The sequence below is a fragment of the Martinezella lusitana genome (assembly GCF_900094565.1).
In the GTDB taxonomy this organism is placed as follows: Bacteria; Pseudomonadota; Alphaproteobacteria; order Rhizobiales; family Rhizobiaceae; genus Rhizobium; species Rhizobium lusitanum.
Genome location: NZ_FMAF01000015.1, coordinates 111,706 through 128,233, shown reverse-complemented (window position 1 = coordinate 128,233; position 16,528 = coordinate 111,706). Strand labels below are relative to the sequence as shown.

Genomic DNA, 16,528 nt, shown 5'->3' with positions numbered 1-16,528 from the left:
GGGAATTTAAGGCTTTAATCGTAGCCATATCCACTCTGGAGAACCAAATGAATTCGCCTACAGCAAACGAAATTCCACTCGACGAGACGGCGACGGAAGTGGCGGAAGCGGCGCTGACCGAATTTGAATGGTCGCTCTGGCGGATTTCCGCCGCCTTCGTGCGCTGGCAGTCGGAATGTGCCAGCGAGCTTGCCGGGTCTGGCCTCAGCGGCCTCGACACCGCCGTCCTTCATACGATCCGCTACCGCAACAAGCCGAAGGGCCTTGCCGAAATCTCCCGCCTCCTCGGCCGCGACGACACCGCCAACATTCAATATGCGATCAAGAAATTGCAGGCCCTACAGCTAATCGAGCGAGTGAAGGGCCGGTCGCGCAAGGACACACTTTATGTGCCGACACGCAAAGGCAGCAAGCTGACGCAGGACTACCGCACCCTGCGCCGGCATTTGCTGATCTCGCTCATCCAGAAAATGGATCACGCGGAAAAAGGGCTCGGCGATGCGACCGAAATGCTGGAGCTTTTGACGAGCTTCTACGATACCGCTGCCAGGCGCGTGGCGATCGCCCCTCATCCCGTCGAGCGCGACTGAACCAGGGCCAACACGCGTAGAGGACTTCCAGATCCGCCCTGAATCTTCAGAGGCGCAGCAAAAATCATCGCGCCCGTCGCCGGCAATTGGTCGAGGTTGGCAAGGCATTGCAGCCCGTAACGCCCGGCGCCATGCAGATAGTGATGCGCCGGATAGGGCGGCGAGAAATGGCCCGCCTGCCCGGCATCGGTCCCGATGGTCTCGGTCCCAAAGCCGAGAATGTCGCGCTCGGTCACTAGCCATTGCATGACCTCGGCATTCGGCCCCGGCGTATGCGCACCATCGCCGAGGAGATTGGCATAAGCTGCACCATTGCGTTTCGACCAGTCAGTGCGAAGCAACACCCACGAGCGTGGCGGAATTTGACCATGCTGCTCTTCCCACACCATCACATCGGCAACCGTCAGCAGGAAATCGGCGTTTCCGACGCTTTCGCGTGAGCAATCGATGACGCAGGCCCGCGCAATCATATCCGTCGGCGGCAATGTATCGACGGAATTTAGCGGCAGATCACGGCCCGTATACCAGTGGATCGGCGCATCGAAATGCGTGCCGGTATGCTCACCGAAGGAGAGGTTGTTCCAGTACCAGGCCAGCCCGCTGGCATCGTAACGGGAAATACGTTCCATGCGGAAGGGTGCGGACTGGCCCAGCTCCGGTGGCATGACGATGATAGGAAAGTCCGGTGAAAGCGTATGGGTGAGATCCACCACACGGATGTCACCGCTGGCAAGCGAACCAGCCAGAGTTTCGAGAATATCGACGCTCATTGTTCCGCCTCGCGTTCGACGGCCTTTTGATTATCGAGAAGCCGCGCATAAAGATCCTTGGCGACGTCGCCGACATAGATATCCTCAAGCCCACGCTTCAGCCCGTCGACAATAGCATCGGCCAGCGTCTTGGGCGCGACCTTGGGTGGCGGCACAGTCTGGAACCACTCCGTGTCGAGCGGCCCGACAAAGGCGTTGATCACCCGCACACCACCGGGACGAAGCTGCGTGCGCAGCCATTGCGAGAGGGATAGGCAGGCGGCATGCGCCGCCGAATGCACGCCGAATTGCGGGTCGCTGCTGAGCGCGTGCACCGAGAGGATATTGACCCAGGCGGCCGCGGCAACACCGTCCGCGCCGCGCGCCCGCATTACCGGTCCGAAGGATTGGGCAAGGCGCATCAGACCCATGACAGTATGATCCATTGTGTCGCGCGCGGTATTGGCAGCGCCCGCGTCGAAAAGATGGGCAGGCCGCACATGGTCGGCCGTATTGATGAGAACTTCGACCTTGGCGCCGATATCGGCCGCCAGCTCCTGCACCGACCGCTCGCTTGTGAGGTCGAGATCGACGATCTCGACACCGTCGATCGCCTCGAGCTGCAACTGGCCGTCAAATAGCTTCCAGCGGTTGGCGATGCCGACATAAATCGTGGACGCACCCGCCTTCTTCAGTGCGGCGGCCAGAGCCAGTGCCATGGGGCTGCGGCCGTCGGTGATCAGCATACGCCGATACTTCGGGTCGGCTGTCATTTCACGCCATTGAGGATCGTCTTCCATGTGCGGCGTCTCCGAAACGGGTTTGGCAAAGAAAACGGCCTGGCCGCTTTTGTCGAGTTGCAGCGACAGCGTCACCCGGCTACCGGTGCCGGCACAATCGCCATGCAGATGCGTGACCACACTTGGCCCGCAATCGAGCTGAACGAGCCCCACCCGCCACGGCATATGCTCGCGAAAATAGGGATCACTGGTAACCTCAACCGAAGTCTTGGAAAGCAGCGTACCGCCTGTCGGCGCATCGACGAAGGGAAGTGCTGCCGACAGGCAGCGCGGGCAGGCGTCGCGCGGCGGATAAGCATATGTTCCGCATTCGGCGCAGCATTGCAGCATGAAGCGGCCCGTGGCGGCTGCAAGCGTCAGCCCTTGCGCCTTGCGGCTACGCGCCGATGGCGGCAGCAAGGGCACCTTGGTGCGGGAAAGCGGGTTCTTGCGTAGTGGTTTTGCGAGCGGACGGGTCATACCGATTGCCTCGCCAGGATCGCCGCCGCGGATGCCAGACCGCGGTCGTAGTTGATCATACCAAAACCGGACACGAGGCCGACCTTGACGTCCGCCACCTGTGTGCCGCCCGCCGAGCCCAGAAGCTGGCGCATGGCCTCGACGATGCCGAGATGGCCGCCGGCAGCGCCCGCCTGTCCCACCGAGAGCTGCCCGCCCGAGGTATTGTGCGGAAAGGAACCGTCGATCGTGAATGTGTGCTGGCGCACGAAATCCGGCCCCTCGCCCTTACCGCAGAAACCGAGATCCTCGAACTGCATCATGGAGATGACCGGGTAATCGTCATAGGTCTGCACGAAGTCGATATCATCGGGCGTCAGGCTGGCCATGCCATAGAGCTCGTCGCGATCCATCACCCACCCGCCGCGGGTCTGCACGGCATCATCGGGGAAAGCATTGTGCCGCTCGATCGCCGACAGCAGCCGCACGAAAGGAAGGCCGAGCGATACTGCGGTTTCCTCGCGCATGACCAGGAAAGCCTCGGCGCCGGCGCAGGGCATGACGCAATCAAAGAGATGAAACGGCTCGGCAATCGGCCGTGCCGACATGTACTGCTCCAAAGTCAGCGGCTTCTTCATCAGCGCATGCGGATAGCGCAGCGCATTGTCGCGCTGCGCGACGCACAGCTTGCCGAAGTCCTCGCGTGTAGCGCCGTAGCGATCCATGTAGGCCCGAGCGATCAGCGCGAAACTGGCATTGGGTCCACCAGCGCCATAGGGATAGGAGGCGTCCTGGGCAAAGCGGGAGAAGCTGGCGAGCGTCTTGCGAAACGTGTCGACCTGATTAGTATCGGCCGCGACACAGGCGACGATATTCACGTCACCCGCCTGCACGGCGCGGGCCGCACGCCGGATCGAGACGATGCCGGAGGCACCGCCCATTGGCAGATGATCCAGCCAGCGGGGCGTCAGGCCGAAATGCTGCGTCAGCGCGATCGCCGCATCCGGTCCCATGGTGAAGCTCGAGACCGCAAAGCCGTCGAATTCCCGATGGCTGATGCCCGCTCCGTCTGCCAGCGTTCGTAACGCCCGACCGATCCACCAATGCGCGCTCTCGATCGAATATCGCTCATAGGGCACCGCCACCGGCACCGCCAGAACCACGCCTTCATAGGATTTGCGGGGGCGCGAAGCCGTCATCCGGCCACCGTCAGAACCACATCGACATTGCCGCGCGTGGCATTGGAATAGGGGCAACGCTCGTGAGCGCCGGCAACGATCTCCTCCGCCAGAGCTCTGTCGATGCCCGGCAGCGAAGCCGTGAGTTCGACCGCGAGCGCATAGCCGACTGACACCGGGCCGATGCCGACCTTGGCAGTCACCGACGCGTCGTCGGCAAGCGCTATTTTCCGGGTGCGCGCGACCAGCTTCACCGCACCGAGGAAGCAGGCAGCATAGCCGGCAGCGAACAGTTGTTCAGGGTTGGTGCCCTCCCCGCCCGGCCCGCCAAGCCCCTTCGGCACGGAAAGATCGACCACAAAACTGCCATCGGCGCTTTGCGCCTTGCCGTCCCGGCCACCGAAAGCGGTGACAGCGGTTTCATAGAGAATTTTTTCCGGTGTCATACGGATCTCCTTAGAAAGGATTTTAGCTTTGATTTATTGTATAACAGATGCGCTCGCCCTTCGAAAGGGCTCCACATCAGCCACCTTTGCGGATCGTTGCCTTTAGCTTGCGCAGGTCGATCGCCGAGCCGTCTTCGACCGCCTTGGCCGCCATGGTCTTGATCTCGCCGCGCTGGACCTTCTGTGTGGAACTGACGGGAAGCTTCTCGATGAAGACCACATAGCCGGGCAGTTTGTGATAGGCGATATATGCACCGCAGGCCTCGATGATACGCGAGGCCCGCTGCTGAAGATCGCCGCCTGCTGTAACCTCAGCCTCAACGATGAAGGCGAAAACCTCCTCGCCGCGCAGATCGTCAGGCACCGGCGTCACCGCCGACGCCTTGATGCCGGGCAACTTGGCAAGCGCTGCCTCGACTTCAAGTACGGCAATATTCTCGCCGCTGCGACGCACGATGCTCTTCTTGCGATCGAAGAAGTAGAGCAACCCGTTCTCGCCGGCATAGACGACGTCGCCGGTGTGGAACCAGCCGCCTTCCCAGGCCTCTTCCGTCGCTTTCTCATCCTTGAGATAACCGCTGAAGAAACCGTCTCGCGGGTTGCGCCCTTCCGCCCGCACCAGAAGCTCACCGGGTGTCCCCAGGTCGACCGTGTTGCCGGCATCGTCGACGATCCTGTACTCCATGCCGGCGCGCGGCCGGCCGATGCAGCGCAGTCCCGGCGCGTAATCGTCGGCCGCCGTCGTGGTGACGGCCCGCCCACCTGTCTCGGTCATGGCCCAGGCTTCGACGATCGGGATGCGATAGCGCTCCTCAAATTCGACCTTGTGCCGGGCATCGACGCCCGGGCCGAGCGCGAATTTGACCCTGTGCGCGCGTTCGGCCTCGACTGGCGACATCTGCAGCAGGATGGCCGGAATGACACCGAGACAATGAATGATGGTTGCACCGGAATCGGCGATCGAGGCCCACCAGCTCTTGGAATGGAAGCGATCGAGCGGCACAATGGCGCCGCCTTTCATGATCATGCCAACCGCCGTGCAACCTAGCGCGTTCATATGGAACATCGGCAGCGGCGTGAGCGCAATCTCGCTACCCTCCGCCATATCAGCAACGCCGCCCTGAGTAGTGTACCACTCGGCAAGGCGGATGAAATAGATGTTGGAGAGCATGCAGCCCTTGGGCTTGCCGGTGCTGCCGGATGTGAACAGCAGGGCGCATTCCGCGTCCGGGCCGCCCGGCTCCGCCGTCAGCCTCACAGGCGACGGCGGAATGTCGTCGTTCGCCCCGATTACCGTGACCTTGCCGGGATGGATGTCGGCAAGGTCCGCCAGCCGCTCGGCAATCGCGATCAGCAGCGGCGCCTCGGCCATATCGAGCTGGAAAAGAAGTTCATCACGCCGCAGATCCGGATTGATCGGCACGATCGACGCGCCGATGGCATTCAGCGCCAGCCAGAAGGTGAAGAATTCCGGCCGGTTTTCCAGAAGCAGAGCCACCCGCGAGCCAAGGCCGTAACCGGCGGCCGCAAATTTTTGGCTCAGCGCGGCAGCTTCAGCGAACACCTCGCCGTAGCTGTGACGAAACCCCAGTGGCGCATAGGGTAGCCCGGCGCTGGCCGGTGCGATCAACAAGGCTGCTTCGGGGTTGGCGCGTGCCCGGTCTGCAAACAATAGATGGGGAGAATGTGTCATCTTGTCCTTCATTCGCGCTCGAGAAGACCTTTGATCAGGAACATCTCCGCCTCATGGATCGTGCCGAATTGGATCCATTCCGCGTCGGTCTGGGTTTGCAGGCGCCAGGTCAGCAGCGTGACGACGCATGTGTTCTGCCCCATCTTCAACAGGTCGCCGGGAATGACGCGGGACATGTTGCGAAACTGCATGGCCTCCTTCGACCCGCCGACCTCGTAATCGACCTGCAAACGATCCCGATCCACATCGAGGCGGACATAGGTCTCTTTGCCGGAGAAAATCGATGTGCCGCAAAACAGGCCCGGCTCGACCTCTCTCCGGTCGAAGCTGCCCCATGCCCAGCTTCCCTGCTTCAGCCCATCCGACATCAATTCAAATGCGAGAGCGGCAGGGCGCTCCACCTTGATGCTGCTTGAATGGCAATGCGGGTCTAGCATCAACGTCCCCTCTTCGGATTTGCCGGGATGATAGGATCAATTCGCTCAAACAACATTTTAAGCATAAAATAACTTGAAAGAGCGTCAATGTTTTTTTCGGCCTCGTTCGGACCTGGCCACATTCTTGCGCCGAAAGAAAAAGACGCCTTGCGCTTCCACCCACCTGAAACGCCTATTTTTCCGCCTTCTATCCCGGAACATCCCTTGCCGAATGAAATTCGAGTAATCAATAAATTTTAGGCTTGAAGTAATTTTTAGCCCGTTCTACGATCTCCGTAATTGCTAAGGGGAAGCCCGCGAAAAGAGGCTAAAATAGCAAAAACCAAAAAGCCCTCGGCAAGATTGCAGGCTTGCGTTCAACAACCGCCGCAGGCTCACCGGCCCCCTATCGCTGCACAGAGCAGCAAGGCCAGGTGTGCACACCAGAGGGATCGTGATGACTTTTGAACTAGACCGCAGAAATCTCCTGCAGATGCTCGGCCTTGCTGCAATCAGCGGCGCCGTGCTCGCGCGCGCAAGCTTCACCTATGCGGCGGACACCGACAGCGTCTCCATCGGCTGGCCAAGCGACGTGCCGTCCTGGGATCCGAACCAGCGCTTCGTTCCGGATGCGCAGCCGATCTTCAAGCTGGTCTTTGACCAGCCGCTCGATCAGTCGCCCGATCTGAAGCTCATCCCCAATCTCATTACCAAGTGGGACCTTGCCACCGACGGTCTTTCCATGCCGTTCGAGATCCGCAACGATGTCAAGTTCCACAATGGCGATCCGATGACGATGGAGGACTTCAGCTACACCTTCGTCGATCGCATCAAATCCGGCCTGAAGCTCGATATCGCCAATTCCTGGCGCAATCTGACCGCGATCGAAGTTACGTCGCCGACCAGCGGCATCATGAAATTCTCGGCACCGACACCGACCGCGCCGCAATGGCTGGCTTTTCTCGGAAGCTATCTCGTTCCGAAGAAATACATGGAATCCGTCGGCCAGGATGGGTTCCTGAAAAAGCCCGTCGGCACTGGACCCTACAAGCTCGTCGACTACCAGATGAACTCACGGATCGTCCTTCAGCGCAACGATGAATATTTCGGCGCAAAGCCGAAGATCAAGAACGTCACCATCGAAATCATCAAGGATCCTTCGGCGCGCACCGCCGCCATCCAGTCCGGCCAGATCGACCTCACCGTCAACATCCCCGTCCGTGAGGCCGAACGTCTCGGCAAGGTGGAGGGGCTCACCGCCGAAATCAATCCGTTCACCCGCATCATCCTGCTGCAGATCCGCAACGACATGGGCTTTGCCGACGAGAATGTCCGGCTTGCCGCACACCACGCCATCGACAAGGCTGCCCTTTCCAAGGCTTTCTATGGCGGTGCGGCCGTCCCGCTCTCGGTTCCCGCGACGCCTGGCACACCAGGTTTCGTCGAAGGTTACAGCTTCAAATACGATCCAGCCCTGTCCAAGGAGCTGCTCGCCAAGTCCGGCTTCAGCGCCGACAAGCCTGCAACCATCACGCTTGCGGCCACCAACGGCCAGTTCCCCAGCGATTTCGACATCGCCCGCGCCCTTGTTCAGATGTGGGGAAAGGTCGGCATCAAGTGCGAGATACAGCAGATCGAATATTCGAAGTATTTCGAGCTCAATCGTGGCGGCAAACTGCCGGAGGCGACCCTCTATAGCTTCGACAACGCCACGGGTGACCCCGAGATCTTCTCCGGCTATCTGCTGAATCCAAAAATGCCGTTCGGCGCATGGAAGGGAATGGAGATCGGCCAGAAGGTTCTCAACCTCTTCGCCGAGCCTGTCTATGACAAGCGCGTGGCCGGCTACCGGGATCTTGCAAAAGAAGCCGTCGAAACCGGAGCCACCATTCCGCTCCTGCAGAGCGTCCAGACATTGGTCCGCAAAAAGAACCTCGCTTACGCCAAGTATGGCAACGCCTGGATCCTGGGCAACACCATGTCGTGGTCGTGAGTTTGCGCTGCATAGCTTGAAAGACCATGGGGTCCGGGGTTCTCTCCGGGCTGCCTTCCTGGCTTCGTAAGACAAGGCATGCGCATGTTCGTGACCATCGCCAAACTGCTGGTAAAACGTCTTCTGACCGCGATACCGATCCTGCTCATCGTGTCCGCGCTTCTCTTTTGCATCCTGCGCGTCCTGCCGGTCGATCCGGCGGCAATGTCGATGCCACCGAATGCGACGGTCGAAGAGATCGAGGCGATGCGCAAGGAGATGGGGTTCGACCGGCCGCTCATCGAGCAATACGGCATTTGGCTCGTCAAGCTCCTGCATGGCGATATCGGTCGCTCGATCCATTTCCGCCAGGACGTGTCCTCGCTGATCGGCTCGACGCTGCCCGCGACCATCGAGCTGGCGGTGCTCGCCATGGTCGTTGCCACTGTCTTCGGCCTCGCCGGCGGGCTTTTCCTGTTCTACGTGCGCGGCACGCGCGCAGAAGCCGTGATGGATTTCCTCTCCATCCTGCTTCTGTCGCTGCCGGAGTTCCTGTGGAGCCTGTTCCTGCTCCTGATTTTCGGCGTCTTCTTCAATCTCCTGCCGTTTACCGGACGCCTCAGCCCCGGCTTCGAGCGACCGATGATGACGGGTTTTCTTCTGCTCGATAGCCTCATCACCGGCAACATTGCGGTCTTCTGGGACGCGATCAAGCATATGATACTGCCGAGCCTCGCGCTCGGCATCGCGCTTTCGCCGTCGCTCATGCGCGTGCTGCGATCGAGCCTGCTCGACGCCTATCAGGATGATTATATTCAGCAGGCGCGGCTGCGCGGCCTGTCGGAGAAACGCATCCTCATCCGCCACGCGCTCAAGAACGCCATCCTACCGACACTCAGCCTGATGGGCGTGCAGTTCGGCTTTCTGTTCGGCGGCACGCTCCTGGTGGAACTCATCTATTCCTACCCCGGCATGGGCAATCTGATGGTCGATGCGATCCGTAATGCCGATCTGCCGATCATTCAGGGCGCGGGCCTGACCTATTGCGTCGCCGTCCTCGTCATCAATACCGTGGTCGATAGTCTTTACCTGATCCTCAACCCAAAACTGACGGCGCGCTGATAATGAAACATCTTCCGCTCTGGTTGAGATCCGGCCGCGTTCAGACAGGCCTCGTCATCATCGCCATCCTGGCGGTCTGCGCGATTTTCGCGCCTTGGATCGCACCCAACGATCCGAATGAACAGAACCTCTTGTCCATCTTGACGCCGCCTGCCTGGGCGGATGGCAGCGACGCGATGTTTCCGCTCGGCACCGACAGCCTCGGACGCTGCATCCTCTCGCGCCTGATCTTCGGCACGCGCGTTGCGCTCACCGTCGCCTTCATCGCCTCGTTCGGCGCCATGATCATCGGCGCGATCCTGGCGCATATCGCCGGCTATTTCGGCGGCTGGGTCGATTGGCTGATCGGGCGCGTCGTGGAAATCTGGCTCTCTTTCCCGCCCGTCATCCTGTCGTTGATCCTGATGGTCGGCCTCGGCACCGGCATTCGCAATGTGATCCTCGCAATCGTGCTCGTCGACTGGACGCGCTTTTGCCGGGTGCTACGCAGCGAGGTGCTGGTGCTGCGACGGCGGGACTATGTGGCCGCCGCCCAGCTCGTCGGCTTTTCCCATTGGCGCACGATCACGCGCGAAATCCTGCCCGGCACGCTGCCGCTGCTGATCACGCTCATGAGCCTGGAAATGGGCGTCGCCGTCATCGTCGAGGCGATCCTCTCCTTTGTCGGCATGAGCGTCGGTGCAGACACGCCCGCCTGGGGACAAATGATCGCCGACGCCCGGCAGAACATTTACGAGGCGCCACTCAATCTTCTCTGTCCGGTTTTCGCGATCTTCTTTGCCGTCTTCGGCTTCAACATTCTCGGAGACGGTCTGCGCCGATCCCTCGACACGCGCCTGACGCAGACGGAGAGGACCTGACATGACCATATTAGCCGCACGAAACCTCTGCGTAGACTCATTCGGGGGCAACGAGTCCTTTCCCGTCCTGAGCGATCTCAATTTCACGCTGGTACCGGGCATGATTCTCGGCCTCGTCGGCGAGTCCGGCGCCGGAAAGTCGATGATCGGCCGCACTATTTCGCAGTTCCTCCCGAGCGGCTTCGCCGTCACCAAGGGGACACTCGAATTCGCCGGTGAGGACCTTGTAGCAATGGCGTCGGAGCGCCGTCGCAATCTGCTCGGTCGGGACATCGCCTTCATCCCGCAGGAGCCCCTGTCCGGCCTCAACCCGGTGCTGACCGTCGGTCAGCAGATGAGGGAACATCTCTTGCGAATTGGCCTTGCTCCGGGCGAACACTGGCGGCAGCGGGCGCTTGCCGAATTCGAAGCGGTGCACCTGCCACATGGCGCAGCGCTACTTGGCAAATACCCACATCAGCTTTCCGGCGGCATGTGCCAGCGCATCCTGATCGCCATGGCCTTTGCCAGCCGCCCGCGCCTGCTGATCGCCGACGAACCGACAACGGCCCTCGACGTCACCATCCAGGCCCGTATCGTCAAGCTGATCGCCGAGATGCAGAAGCGTGACGGCACGGCGGTCATCTTCATCACCCATGACCTGCGGCTTGCTTCGCAGATCAGCGATGAGATCATGGTGCTCTATGCCGGGCGTCCGGCTGAGCGCGGACCCGCTAAGCAACTGTTCTCGGCGCCGGCACATCCCTATACGCGCTGTCTTCAACTCGCCAATCCCACCATCAGTGGAGAGCGTCGCGGCCTCTACATCCTGCCGGAGCGCATGCCGGGGCTGCGCGTGTTGAAGGATATTACCGGCTGCCGTTTTGCCTCCCGCTGTCCGAATGCCGTCGCCGCCTGCACCGAGGCCGAGCCGCCGCTTGCGGAAATTGCACCCAACCATATCGCCGCCTGCATCCGCGCGGAAAAGACGCCTGAGATCGTGCCGCCGCCGTTGGCTCCGGCCCGCAACGTCGAAACAGCGAAGAACTATCTGCAAGGCGAAAAGCTAACCAAGGCCTACACGGTCGCCTGGAGCCCCTTCAACAGGAACCCCAAGTTTAGGGCGGTCAACGGCGTCGATTTCACGCTCGGTGAAGGCGAATTCGTTGGCATCGTCGGAGAAAGCGGTAGCGGCAAGAGCTCGCTCGCCCGTCTTGTCGTCGGGCTGGATACAGCGACCGAAGGTCGCCTCACGCTTGCGGGCCGCGACATTACCGCCAATGGATCATCGGAAAAGGCTTATCGCCGCGACCATATCCAGATGGTGTTTCAAGATCCGCAATCGGCGCTCAATCCGCGCCGCCAGGTCGGTAGCATCGTCACCCAGGCGAATGAGGCGAGTGGCCTCCACGCCAGCAAGCGAGAGCGCATGGATCGCGCCGCCGAGCTGCTCGCTGAAATCGGCCTGCCGCCGGATGCGGCGATGCGCTTCCCCTCACAACTGTCCGGTGGCCAGAAGCAACGCGTCAATATTGCCCGCGCCCTCTGCTCGGTGCCGCGCATTCTGGTCGCCGATGAGATCGTATCGGGCCTCGATGTTTCGGTTCAGGCGCAACTGCTGGATCTCCTATTGAAGTTGCGGGACGAACACGGTTTCTCCATGATGTTTATCTCGCACGACCTTTCCGTCGTGCGCTATCTCTGCGACCGCGTGCTGGTGATGTATCGCGGCGAGGTGGTGGAGAGCGGCGCGACGGAGACGGTCTTCGCCAACCCGCAGCATCCCTATACGCAAAGCCTGCTCGCTTCCGTGCCGCCGGACGACGTCCAGGCCGAATGGTCGCCGGTATTGGCCGAGACAGGTTATCAGGTCGAATAGGTGCGTCTTTGCTTATGGGACGATGATCCGTGTCGCCATCGGAAAATGCGAATTGCCGCCTTCAAAGGGAGGAAGCGTCTTGAAATCCTCCCGCATGGCAACGCGCGCGGGAGACTGCAAGGCGGTCTGTAGGGCGACGGGGTTATCGAACATCACCCGGTTTCGCTGCATGTGATTGACGCGCTCCCAGGGTAGGAAGCCGCACCAGTCGACCCGTGATAGAACCTCGATCTGGCGGATATCCGGAAAGGTGCGCATGACCTGCGGATGGTGGCTAACATAGTGGTGTAGCCAGGCATTCATATCCACGGCGGGGCCGGGATAGTGAACCACGTAGCTGCATGGCAACTGACCGTCACCGGTGCGCAGCTTGCCGTCATCGACCGGAAACGGCCGCACATACATCGCCTGCTGCGTCGCCTTAGTACCCCTTATGCTGGTGAGAACATCAAAGGCCGCGAGCTGCTGCAGATGGCCCGAAGGGCCGATGGCGCTTTCGAGTGTGGTCAGTTGATCGAAATAAAGCTGAAGTCCAAGAACCGGCGATCGCTCGACCTTGTTGTACATGTCGTTGGTCGTCTCGGGCGTATAGAGATTCGCGGATGCAAGGCCGGGAGTTGTCTTGATGATTGCGGCAACGGTTGCGAGATCGGCTTCGCTGATTGCGAGGTCACCGTCGTCGGAGCTTTCGAAAAAGGCAAGATAGGCGAAGGCCATGTCGAACTCTCCGTACTCGCTAGAAAACGGTGACAGGCCAAATCGGCATTCAAAGCCCACCGCGGAGATTTCAGTATCGAGCGATACAGAGTAAAAAACAAGTTTAAACTTAAAACATATCGCGCCCGATTGGTTCCTCTATGCCTCGCGCACTCGCCATGACAGATTGCCTCTTACGACTTTTCTCCGCCGCCTTCCTGTCGCCCTTGAGGTGATTCATGTAATCTCCAAGGACGCTATCGATGAAAACATGGGGGCCTCGTCCGGTTCGAGCTCAGGAACTCGAAGCTTGCTTCGCCGGTATGTCCACCGAGTTAGCTTCAGAGACGGATCGGCTCAAATCGTCAGCACCTTACCGGTGTTGAGAATATTGTTCGGATCGATAGCGCGCTTGATGCGCTCCATCAGCGCCAACTCTTCCGGCGTGCGGGAGAGCTTGAGATAGGGCTTCTTCAGCAGGCCTATCCCGTGTTCGGCGGAAATCGTGCCGCCCGCCCGGCCGACAGCCGTAAACACAAGCTCGGTGATTTCCTTATGCGGCTGCGACTTGCCAAGCGAGGGGATGTTGCAGACGAAATGCAGGTTGCTATCACCGATATGGCCGTAGCTGAGCGCAATTGCGTCGGGCCAGCGGTTTTTCATCGCCGCTTCAATCTCGCTCACCACGCTGCCGGCAACGCTGGTGGGGAGCCCGACATCGAACGCAGTCTGAGGTCCCATGAGCCGCCCATATTCCGAAACGCTATCGCGAACCGCCCAGAGTTCGCGGGCTTCACGCTCCGAGGACGACAGGACCGCGTCGGACACCCAACCCTCTTCAAGGGCATCAGACAGGATATGTTCGAGCATCGTCCGGTTTTCGTCCGCGTCGCGCCCACCTGCTTCGATCAGCACATAGATACCGTGCGGTTCGGACAATGCCCGGCGCAGCTCGGGTAGATTGCCAGTCATGAAATCATAGAAGCTCGGCCACATGACCTCGAAAGCGATCAGCGCCGAACCCATGCGCAACCGGGCGCTCTTTAGTAACTCCAGCATGGCCGGAAAACCGGAACAGCCGCACAAGGCGCTGGCGAGCGCCGCGGGCTTCGCCTGTAGGCGCAGTACGGCGCGGGTGATGATACCCAGCGTCCCCTCGGAGCCGATGAAAAGCTGCTTTAGGTCATAGCCGGCGTTGTTCTTCAGCATCTTGTTGAGCGAGCGCACGATCGTACCATCGGGCAAGACCACCTCAAGGCCAAGCACGTGTTCGCGCGCCATGCCGAAGCGAATGACGCGATTGCCGCCGGCATTGGTGGAAAGATTTCCGCCGATGACGCAGGAATCGCGCGCGCCAAGATCAAGCCCAAAGAAAAGCCCCGCTTCCTCCGCGGCCCTCTGGATGACACCGAGCGGCGTACCGGCCTGGACTGTCATCGTCGCCATGACAGGGTCGATTTCGTCAATGCCGTTCATGCGGTCGAGCGATAGCGCAACGCCGCCTTCGATCGGGCGGGCGCCGCCAGCAAGACCCGTCAATCCGCCCTGGGGGACGACCGAAATCTTGAAACGATCACAAAGCCTGAGCGTTGCTGATATTTGTTCGGTCGTGCGCGGACGCACCAGGGCCAATGGCGTGACAGGTTCAAGCCCTGCCCAGTCATTGCGGAAACGTGCTGGAATGTCTGCGCCAAAGAGAACGTCGGCGCCAAGCTCCTCGTTGAGCGATTGAATGAAGTCTTCTCTCATCAAACCATGGTCTCGAATTGCCTGAAGTTGAAGTAGTCCCCTTGGGGTGGGCAAGGATCAGGTTGCTGATCTGCTAGACGTGCTAATGCTCGAACTGTTGGTGACCCAAGAAGCAGAACGCTGAATGGAGCCGACGTTTGTGTAGACCTCTTCGACGAAGTAGGGAAGATCTTCGTTGACATCGTCATTGGCTTCGAACGCCAGCGGATACACCGCTTCAACCCCCAGCGTCTTCACGAAGTTTTCCGCCTTGGCGTTGTCATAAAGTTGCCTCGGGCGCCATCGAGCGGATGACCATCCGCAGGATTTCCTGAATAGCGATCTGCCCGGCCGTGTTGATTGCCTGAAGCTCGCCCGTATTTTCTACGATGGAAGCTCCCGTAGGCGACAGACTTTCAGTAGCGATTCATTCGGCGCTGGGTTTGAAGTCGCGACGATGCCGTAGGCGACCGTCATTCAACGCAGCGACATACCTTGCGCAGGATTGGGCCCGATGGGTCGTGCAGCAAGGCCGATTAACAACCGAGGTGGGTCGATTATCGGCCTTAGAGAGACGTCGCCACTAAGCTTGTCGGGCCTTGCGGTTGGCGTACCGCCGATCGCGGTCAGCCTTTCGAGTGGCTTCATCTTCGATCAGGCGAGCCACACGGCCTTTTTCGGCTGTCTCACGCGCTTCGGTTTCGGCGCGGGCCGCAGCAACTACGGCTTCCTGCCGCTCGGTCGCCTCGGCCACCAGCCGCTCTTGCTCCTCAAGCTTTACCCGCTCGCGTTCAAGACGCCGCTCCTCCCGGGCCGCGGCCACGGCCACGCGTTCCGCCTCCCGCGCCAACCTGGTCGGCTGGGCCGCCGTCTGCGCCGTGCGATAGGCAGTCAGGAGAGCCGTCTTTGCTTGCGCGGCTGCCGCGCGGCGATCGGAAAGCTCGGTGTTTCTGGAGTTCTTCAAATGTCTATCCTGGGATTCGGGTTAAAATAGATCAGGGCTTCCTGGCGCGTTTAGCCAGGAGGGAAGCGGTCGCCGCGGTGCGATCCTGCAGTTCCTTAGCAAGACGCGCTTCACGAAGGCGCAGGGTCTTTTCCTCGCGGGAACGGGCAAGGAAGTCGAGTTCATCGACGGCGTTGTTGCGGGCAAAGAATTGCGATTGGACATTGCCGAAAGCGATCTCCGCCTTCTGGCGAGATTTGCTGTAAGTCTGTGTCATGATGTTTCCTTGATTCAGGCCGGGTCAATGCGGCAATAAAAAAGGCCAGGCAATCTGCCTGACCTTGGTTTGGTATCATGCTCTCAACAGTGCCAGTACATCCGTGGTCAAGGGAAAGCCGATACCGGGTGCCTTAGGCAGCCTGGAGATTGCAGGCCGACATTTTGCCCGACTTGACGTCGCGCTCCAGTTCGAAGCCGATCTTCTGGCCTTCGACGAGCTCGCGCATACCAGCGCGTTCGACAGCGGAGATATGGACGAATGCATCGGTGCCGCCATTGTCAGGCTGGATGAAGCCGAAGCCCTTGGTGGAATTAAACCATTTAACTGTGCCAGTGGTCATGATGAACCCTTTCATAGCAATAAAGAAACCACAACACGAAAGCGTTGCGGATGGTGGTAGCGATTTTTGAAAGGAAGGTTCGTTCAGGGCGCGGTGCCAAACGCGCGGTAACCAAAGCTCAGCAAGCAAATATCGACGATCACCGTATAGGCCACCAGTATCGGATTGTCAACTTTTAGTTTTCAGGTAACCGTCTCTCGACATAAGGTTGCACGCTACAATCCTACATCCGGCCACTGATATCGTTGGCTGGCACCAGCCGGAAGCCCGTACGTCCGACATCCGCCGCGTTGCGAGCCTGGCTGTCTTCGTCAATTCAATCGGTCCTGATCAAGTATCGATAGTGATGGCTTTGAGCCTCCAAAGCGACAGCGTCAATGTCGTCTCCTAGCGGATCTTTCGGAGCGATTGGACAGACT

Annotated in this window: 17 protein-coding genes; 5 read left to right on the top strand and 12 right to left on the bottom strand. The window is 60.1% G+C overall.

The features are described 5' to 3' along the window. Positions 1-47 precede the first annotated feature (47 nt). A complete protein-coding gene (locus GA0061101_RS24970) occupies positions 48-590 on the top strand; it encodes a winged helix DNA-binding protein (protein ID WP_052224397.1) in 543 nt (180 codons plus the stop codon). Here the strand turns inward: GA0061101_RS24970 and GA0061101_RS24965 are convergent. From GA0061101_RS24965 to GA0061101_RS24940, 6 genes are all read right to left on the bottom strand, one after another. Next, positions 569-1,360: a cyclase family protein gene (locus tag GA0061101_RS24965; RefSeq protein ID WP_092575380.1), complete on the bottom strand. Its 792-nt coding sequence runs from the start codon at positions 1,358-1,360 to the stop codon at positions 569-571. The genes GA0061101_RS24970 and GA0061101_RS24965 overlap by 22 nt on opposite strands. Further along, entirely contained in the window at positions 1,357-2,598 is a 1,242-nt protein-coding gene (locus GA0061101_RS24960; protein WP_092575377.1) for an SDR family NAD(P)-dependent oxidoreductase, read from the bottom strand. The genes GA0061101_RS24965 and GA0061101_RS24960 overlap by 4 nt, the downstream gene beginning before the upstream one ends. Next, positions 2,595-3,776: a thiolase family protein gene (locus GA0061101_RS24955; RefSeq protein ID WP_092575374.1), complete on the bottom strand. Its 1,182-nt coding sequence runs from the start codon at positions 3,774-3,776 to the stop codon at positions 2,595-2,597. The genes GA0061101_RS24960 and GA0061101_RS24955 overlap by 4 nt, the downstream gene beginning before the upstream one ends. Continuing rightward, entirely contained in the window at positions 3,773-4,201 is a 429-nt protein-coding gene (locus GA0061101_RS24950) for an organic hydroperoxide resistance protein (RefSeq protein WP_047555726.1), read from the bottom strand. Before GA0061101_RS24950 ends, GA0061101_RS24955 begins: the two co-directional genes overlap by 4 nt. 76 nt (positions 4,202-4,277) lie before the next feature. Beyond that, complete coding sequence (locus GA0061101_RS24945; protein WP_162740661.1) at positions 4,278-5,894, bottom strand: AMP-binding protein; 1,617 nt, start codon at positions 5,892-5,894, stop codon at positions 4,278-4,280. 8 nt (positions 5,895-5,902) lie between these two features. After that, entirely contained in the window at positions 5,903-6,331 is a 429-nt protein-coding gene (locus GA0061101_RS24940; RefSeq protein WP_037191019.1) for a hypothetical protein, read from the bottom strand. Positions 6,332-6,767: 436 nt separating this feature from the next. Here GA0061101_RS24940 and GA0061101_RS24935 point away from each other — a divergent pair, with 436 nt between their 5' ends. From GA0061101_RS24935 to GA0061101_RS24920, 4 genes are all read left to right on the top strand, one after another. Continuing rightward, positions 6,768-8,303, top strand: coding sequence for an ABC transporter substrate-binding protein (locus tag GA0061101_RS24935; RefSeq protein ID WP_092575368.1), 1,536 nt, complete (start codon positions 6,768-6,770; stop codon positions 8,301-8,303). 78 nt (positions 8,304-8,381) lie between these two features. Further along, positions 8,382-9,404 carry an ABC transporter permease gene (locus GA0061101_RS24930; RefSeq protein WP_202032854.1) on the top strand — a complete coding sequence of 341 codons (1,023 nt, stop codon included), beginning with the start codon at positions 8,382-8,384 and terminating at the stop codon, positions 9,402-9,404. A gap of 2 nt (positions 9,405-9,406) precedes the next feature. Beyond that, the gene (locus GA0061101_RS24925; protein WP_092575363.1) at positions 9,407-10,264 is read left to right on the top strand and encodes an ABC transporter permease; all 858 of its coding nucleotides are present in this window, start codon (positions 9,407-9,409) and stop codon (positions 10,262-10,264) included. A gap of 1 nt (position 10,265) precedes the next feature. Next, positions 10,266-12,122: a dipeptide ABC transporter ATP-binding protein gene (locus GA0061101_RS24920; RefSeq protein ID WP_092575360.1), complete on the top strand. Its 1,857-nt coding sequence runs from the start codon at positions 10,266-10,268 to the stop codon at positions 12,120-12,122. A gap of 12 nt (positions 12,123-12,134) precedes the next feature. Here the strand turns inward: GA0061101_RS24920 and GA0061101_RS24915 are convergent, their stop codons facing one another. The 6 genes from GA0061101_RS24915 to GA0061101_RS24890 all read right to left on the bottom strand — a co-directional run bounded on the left by GA0061101_RS24915 (position 12,135) and on the right by GA0061101_RS24890 (position 16,109). Beyond that, on the bottom strand, positions 12,135-12,839 hold the full coding sequence (locus GA0061101_RS24915) for a hypothetical protein (protein WP_092575357.1): 705 nt from the start codon (positions 12,837-12,839) through the stop codon (positions 12,135-12,137). Positions 12,840-13,175: 336 nt separating this feature from the next. After that, entirely contained in the window at positions 13,176-14,567 is a 1,392-nt protein-coding gene (locus tag GA0061101_RS24910) for an FAD-binding oxidoreductase (RefSeq protein ID WP_037191029.1), read from the bottom strand. Between the two features lie 57 nt (positions 14,568-14,624). Beyond that, positions 14,625-14,804, bottom strand: a complete 180-nt coding sequence (locus GA0061101_RS24905) for a hypothetical protein (protein ID WP_092575355.1) — start codon at positions 14,802-14,804, stop codon at positions 14,625-14,627. Positions 14,805-15,129: 325 nt separating this feature from the next. Then, positions 15,130-15,510 carry a DUF6481 family protein gene (locus GA0061101_RS24900; protein ID WP_037191034.1) on the bottom strand — a complete coding sequence of 127 codons (381 nt, stop codon included), beginning with the start codon at positions 15,508-15,510 and terminating at the stop codon, positions 15,130-15,132. Positions 15,511-15,541: 31 nt separating this feature from the next. Continuing rightward, entirely contained in the window at positions 15,542-15,766 is a 225-nt protein-coding gene (locus GA0061101_RS24895) for a hypothetical protein (RefSeq protein ID WP_047555713.1), read from the bottom strand. A 133-nt stretch (positions 15,767-15,899) separates the two neighbouring features. After that, positions 15,900-16,109, bottom strand: coding sequence for a cold-shock protein (locus GA0061101_RS24890; RefSeq protein WP_037191038.1), 210 nt, complete (start codon positions 16,107-16,109; stop codon positions 15,900-15,902). Between the last annotated feature and the right edge of the window lie 419 nt (positions 16,110-16,528).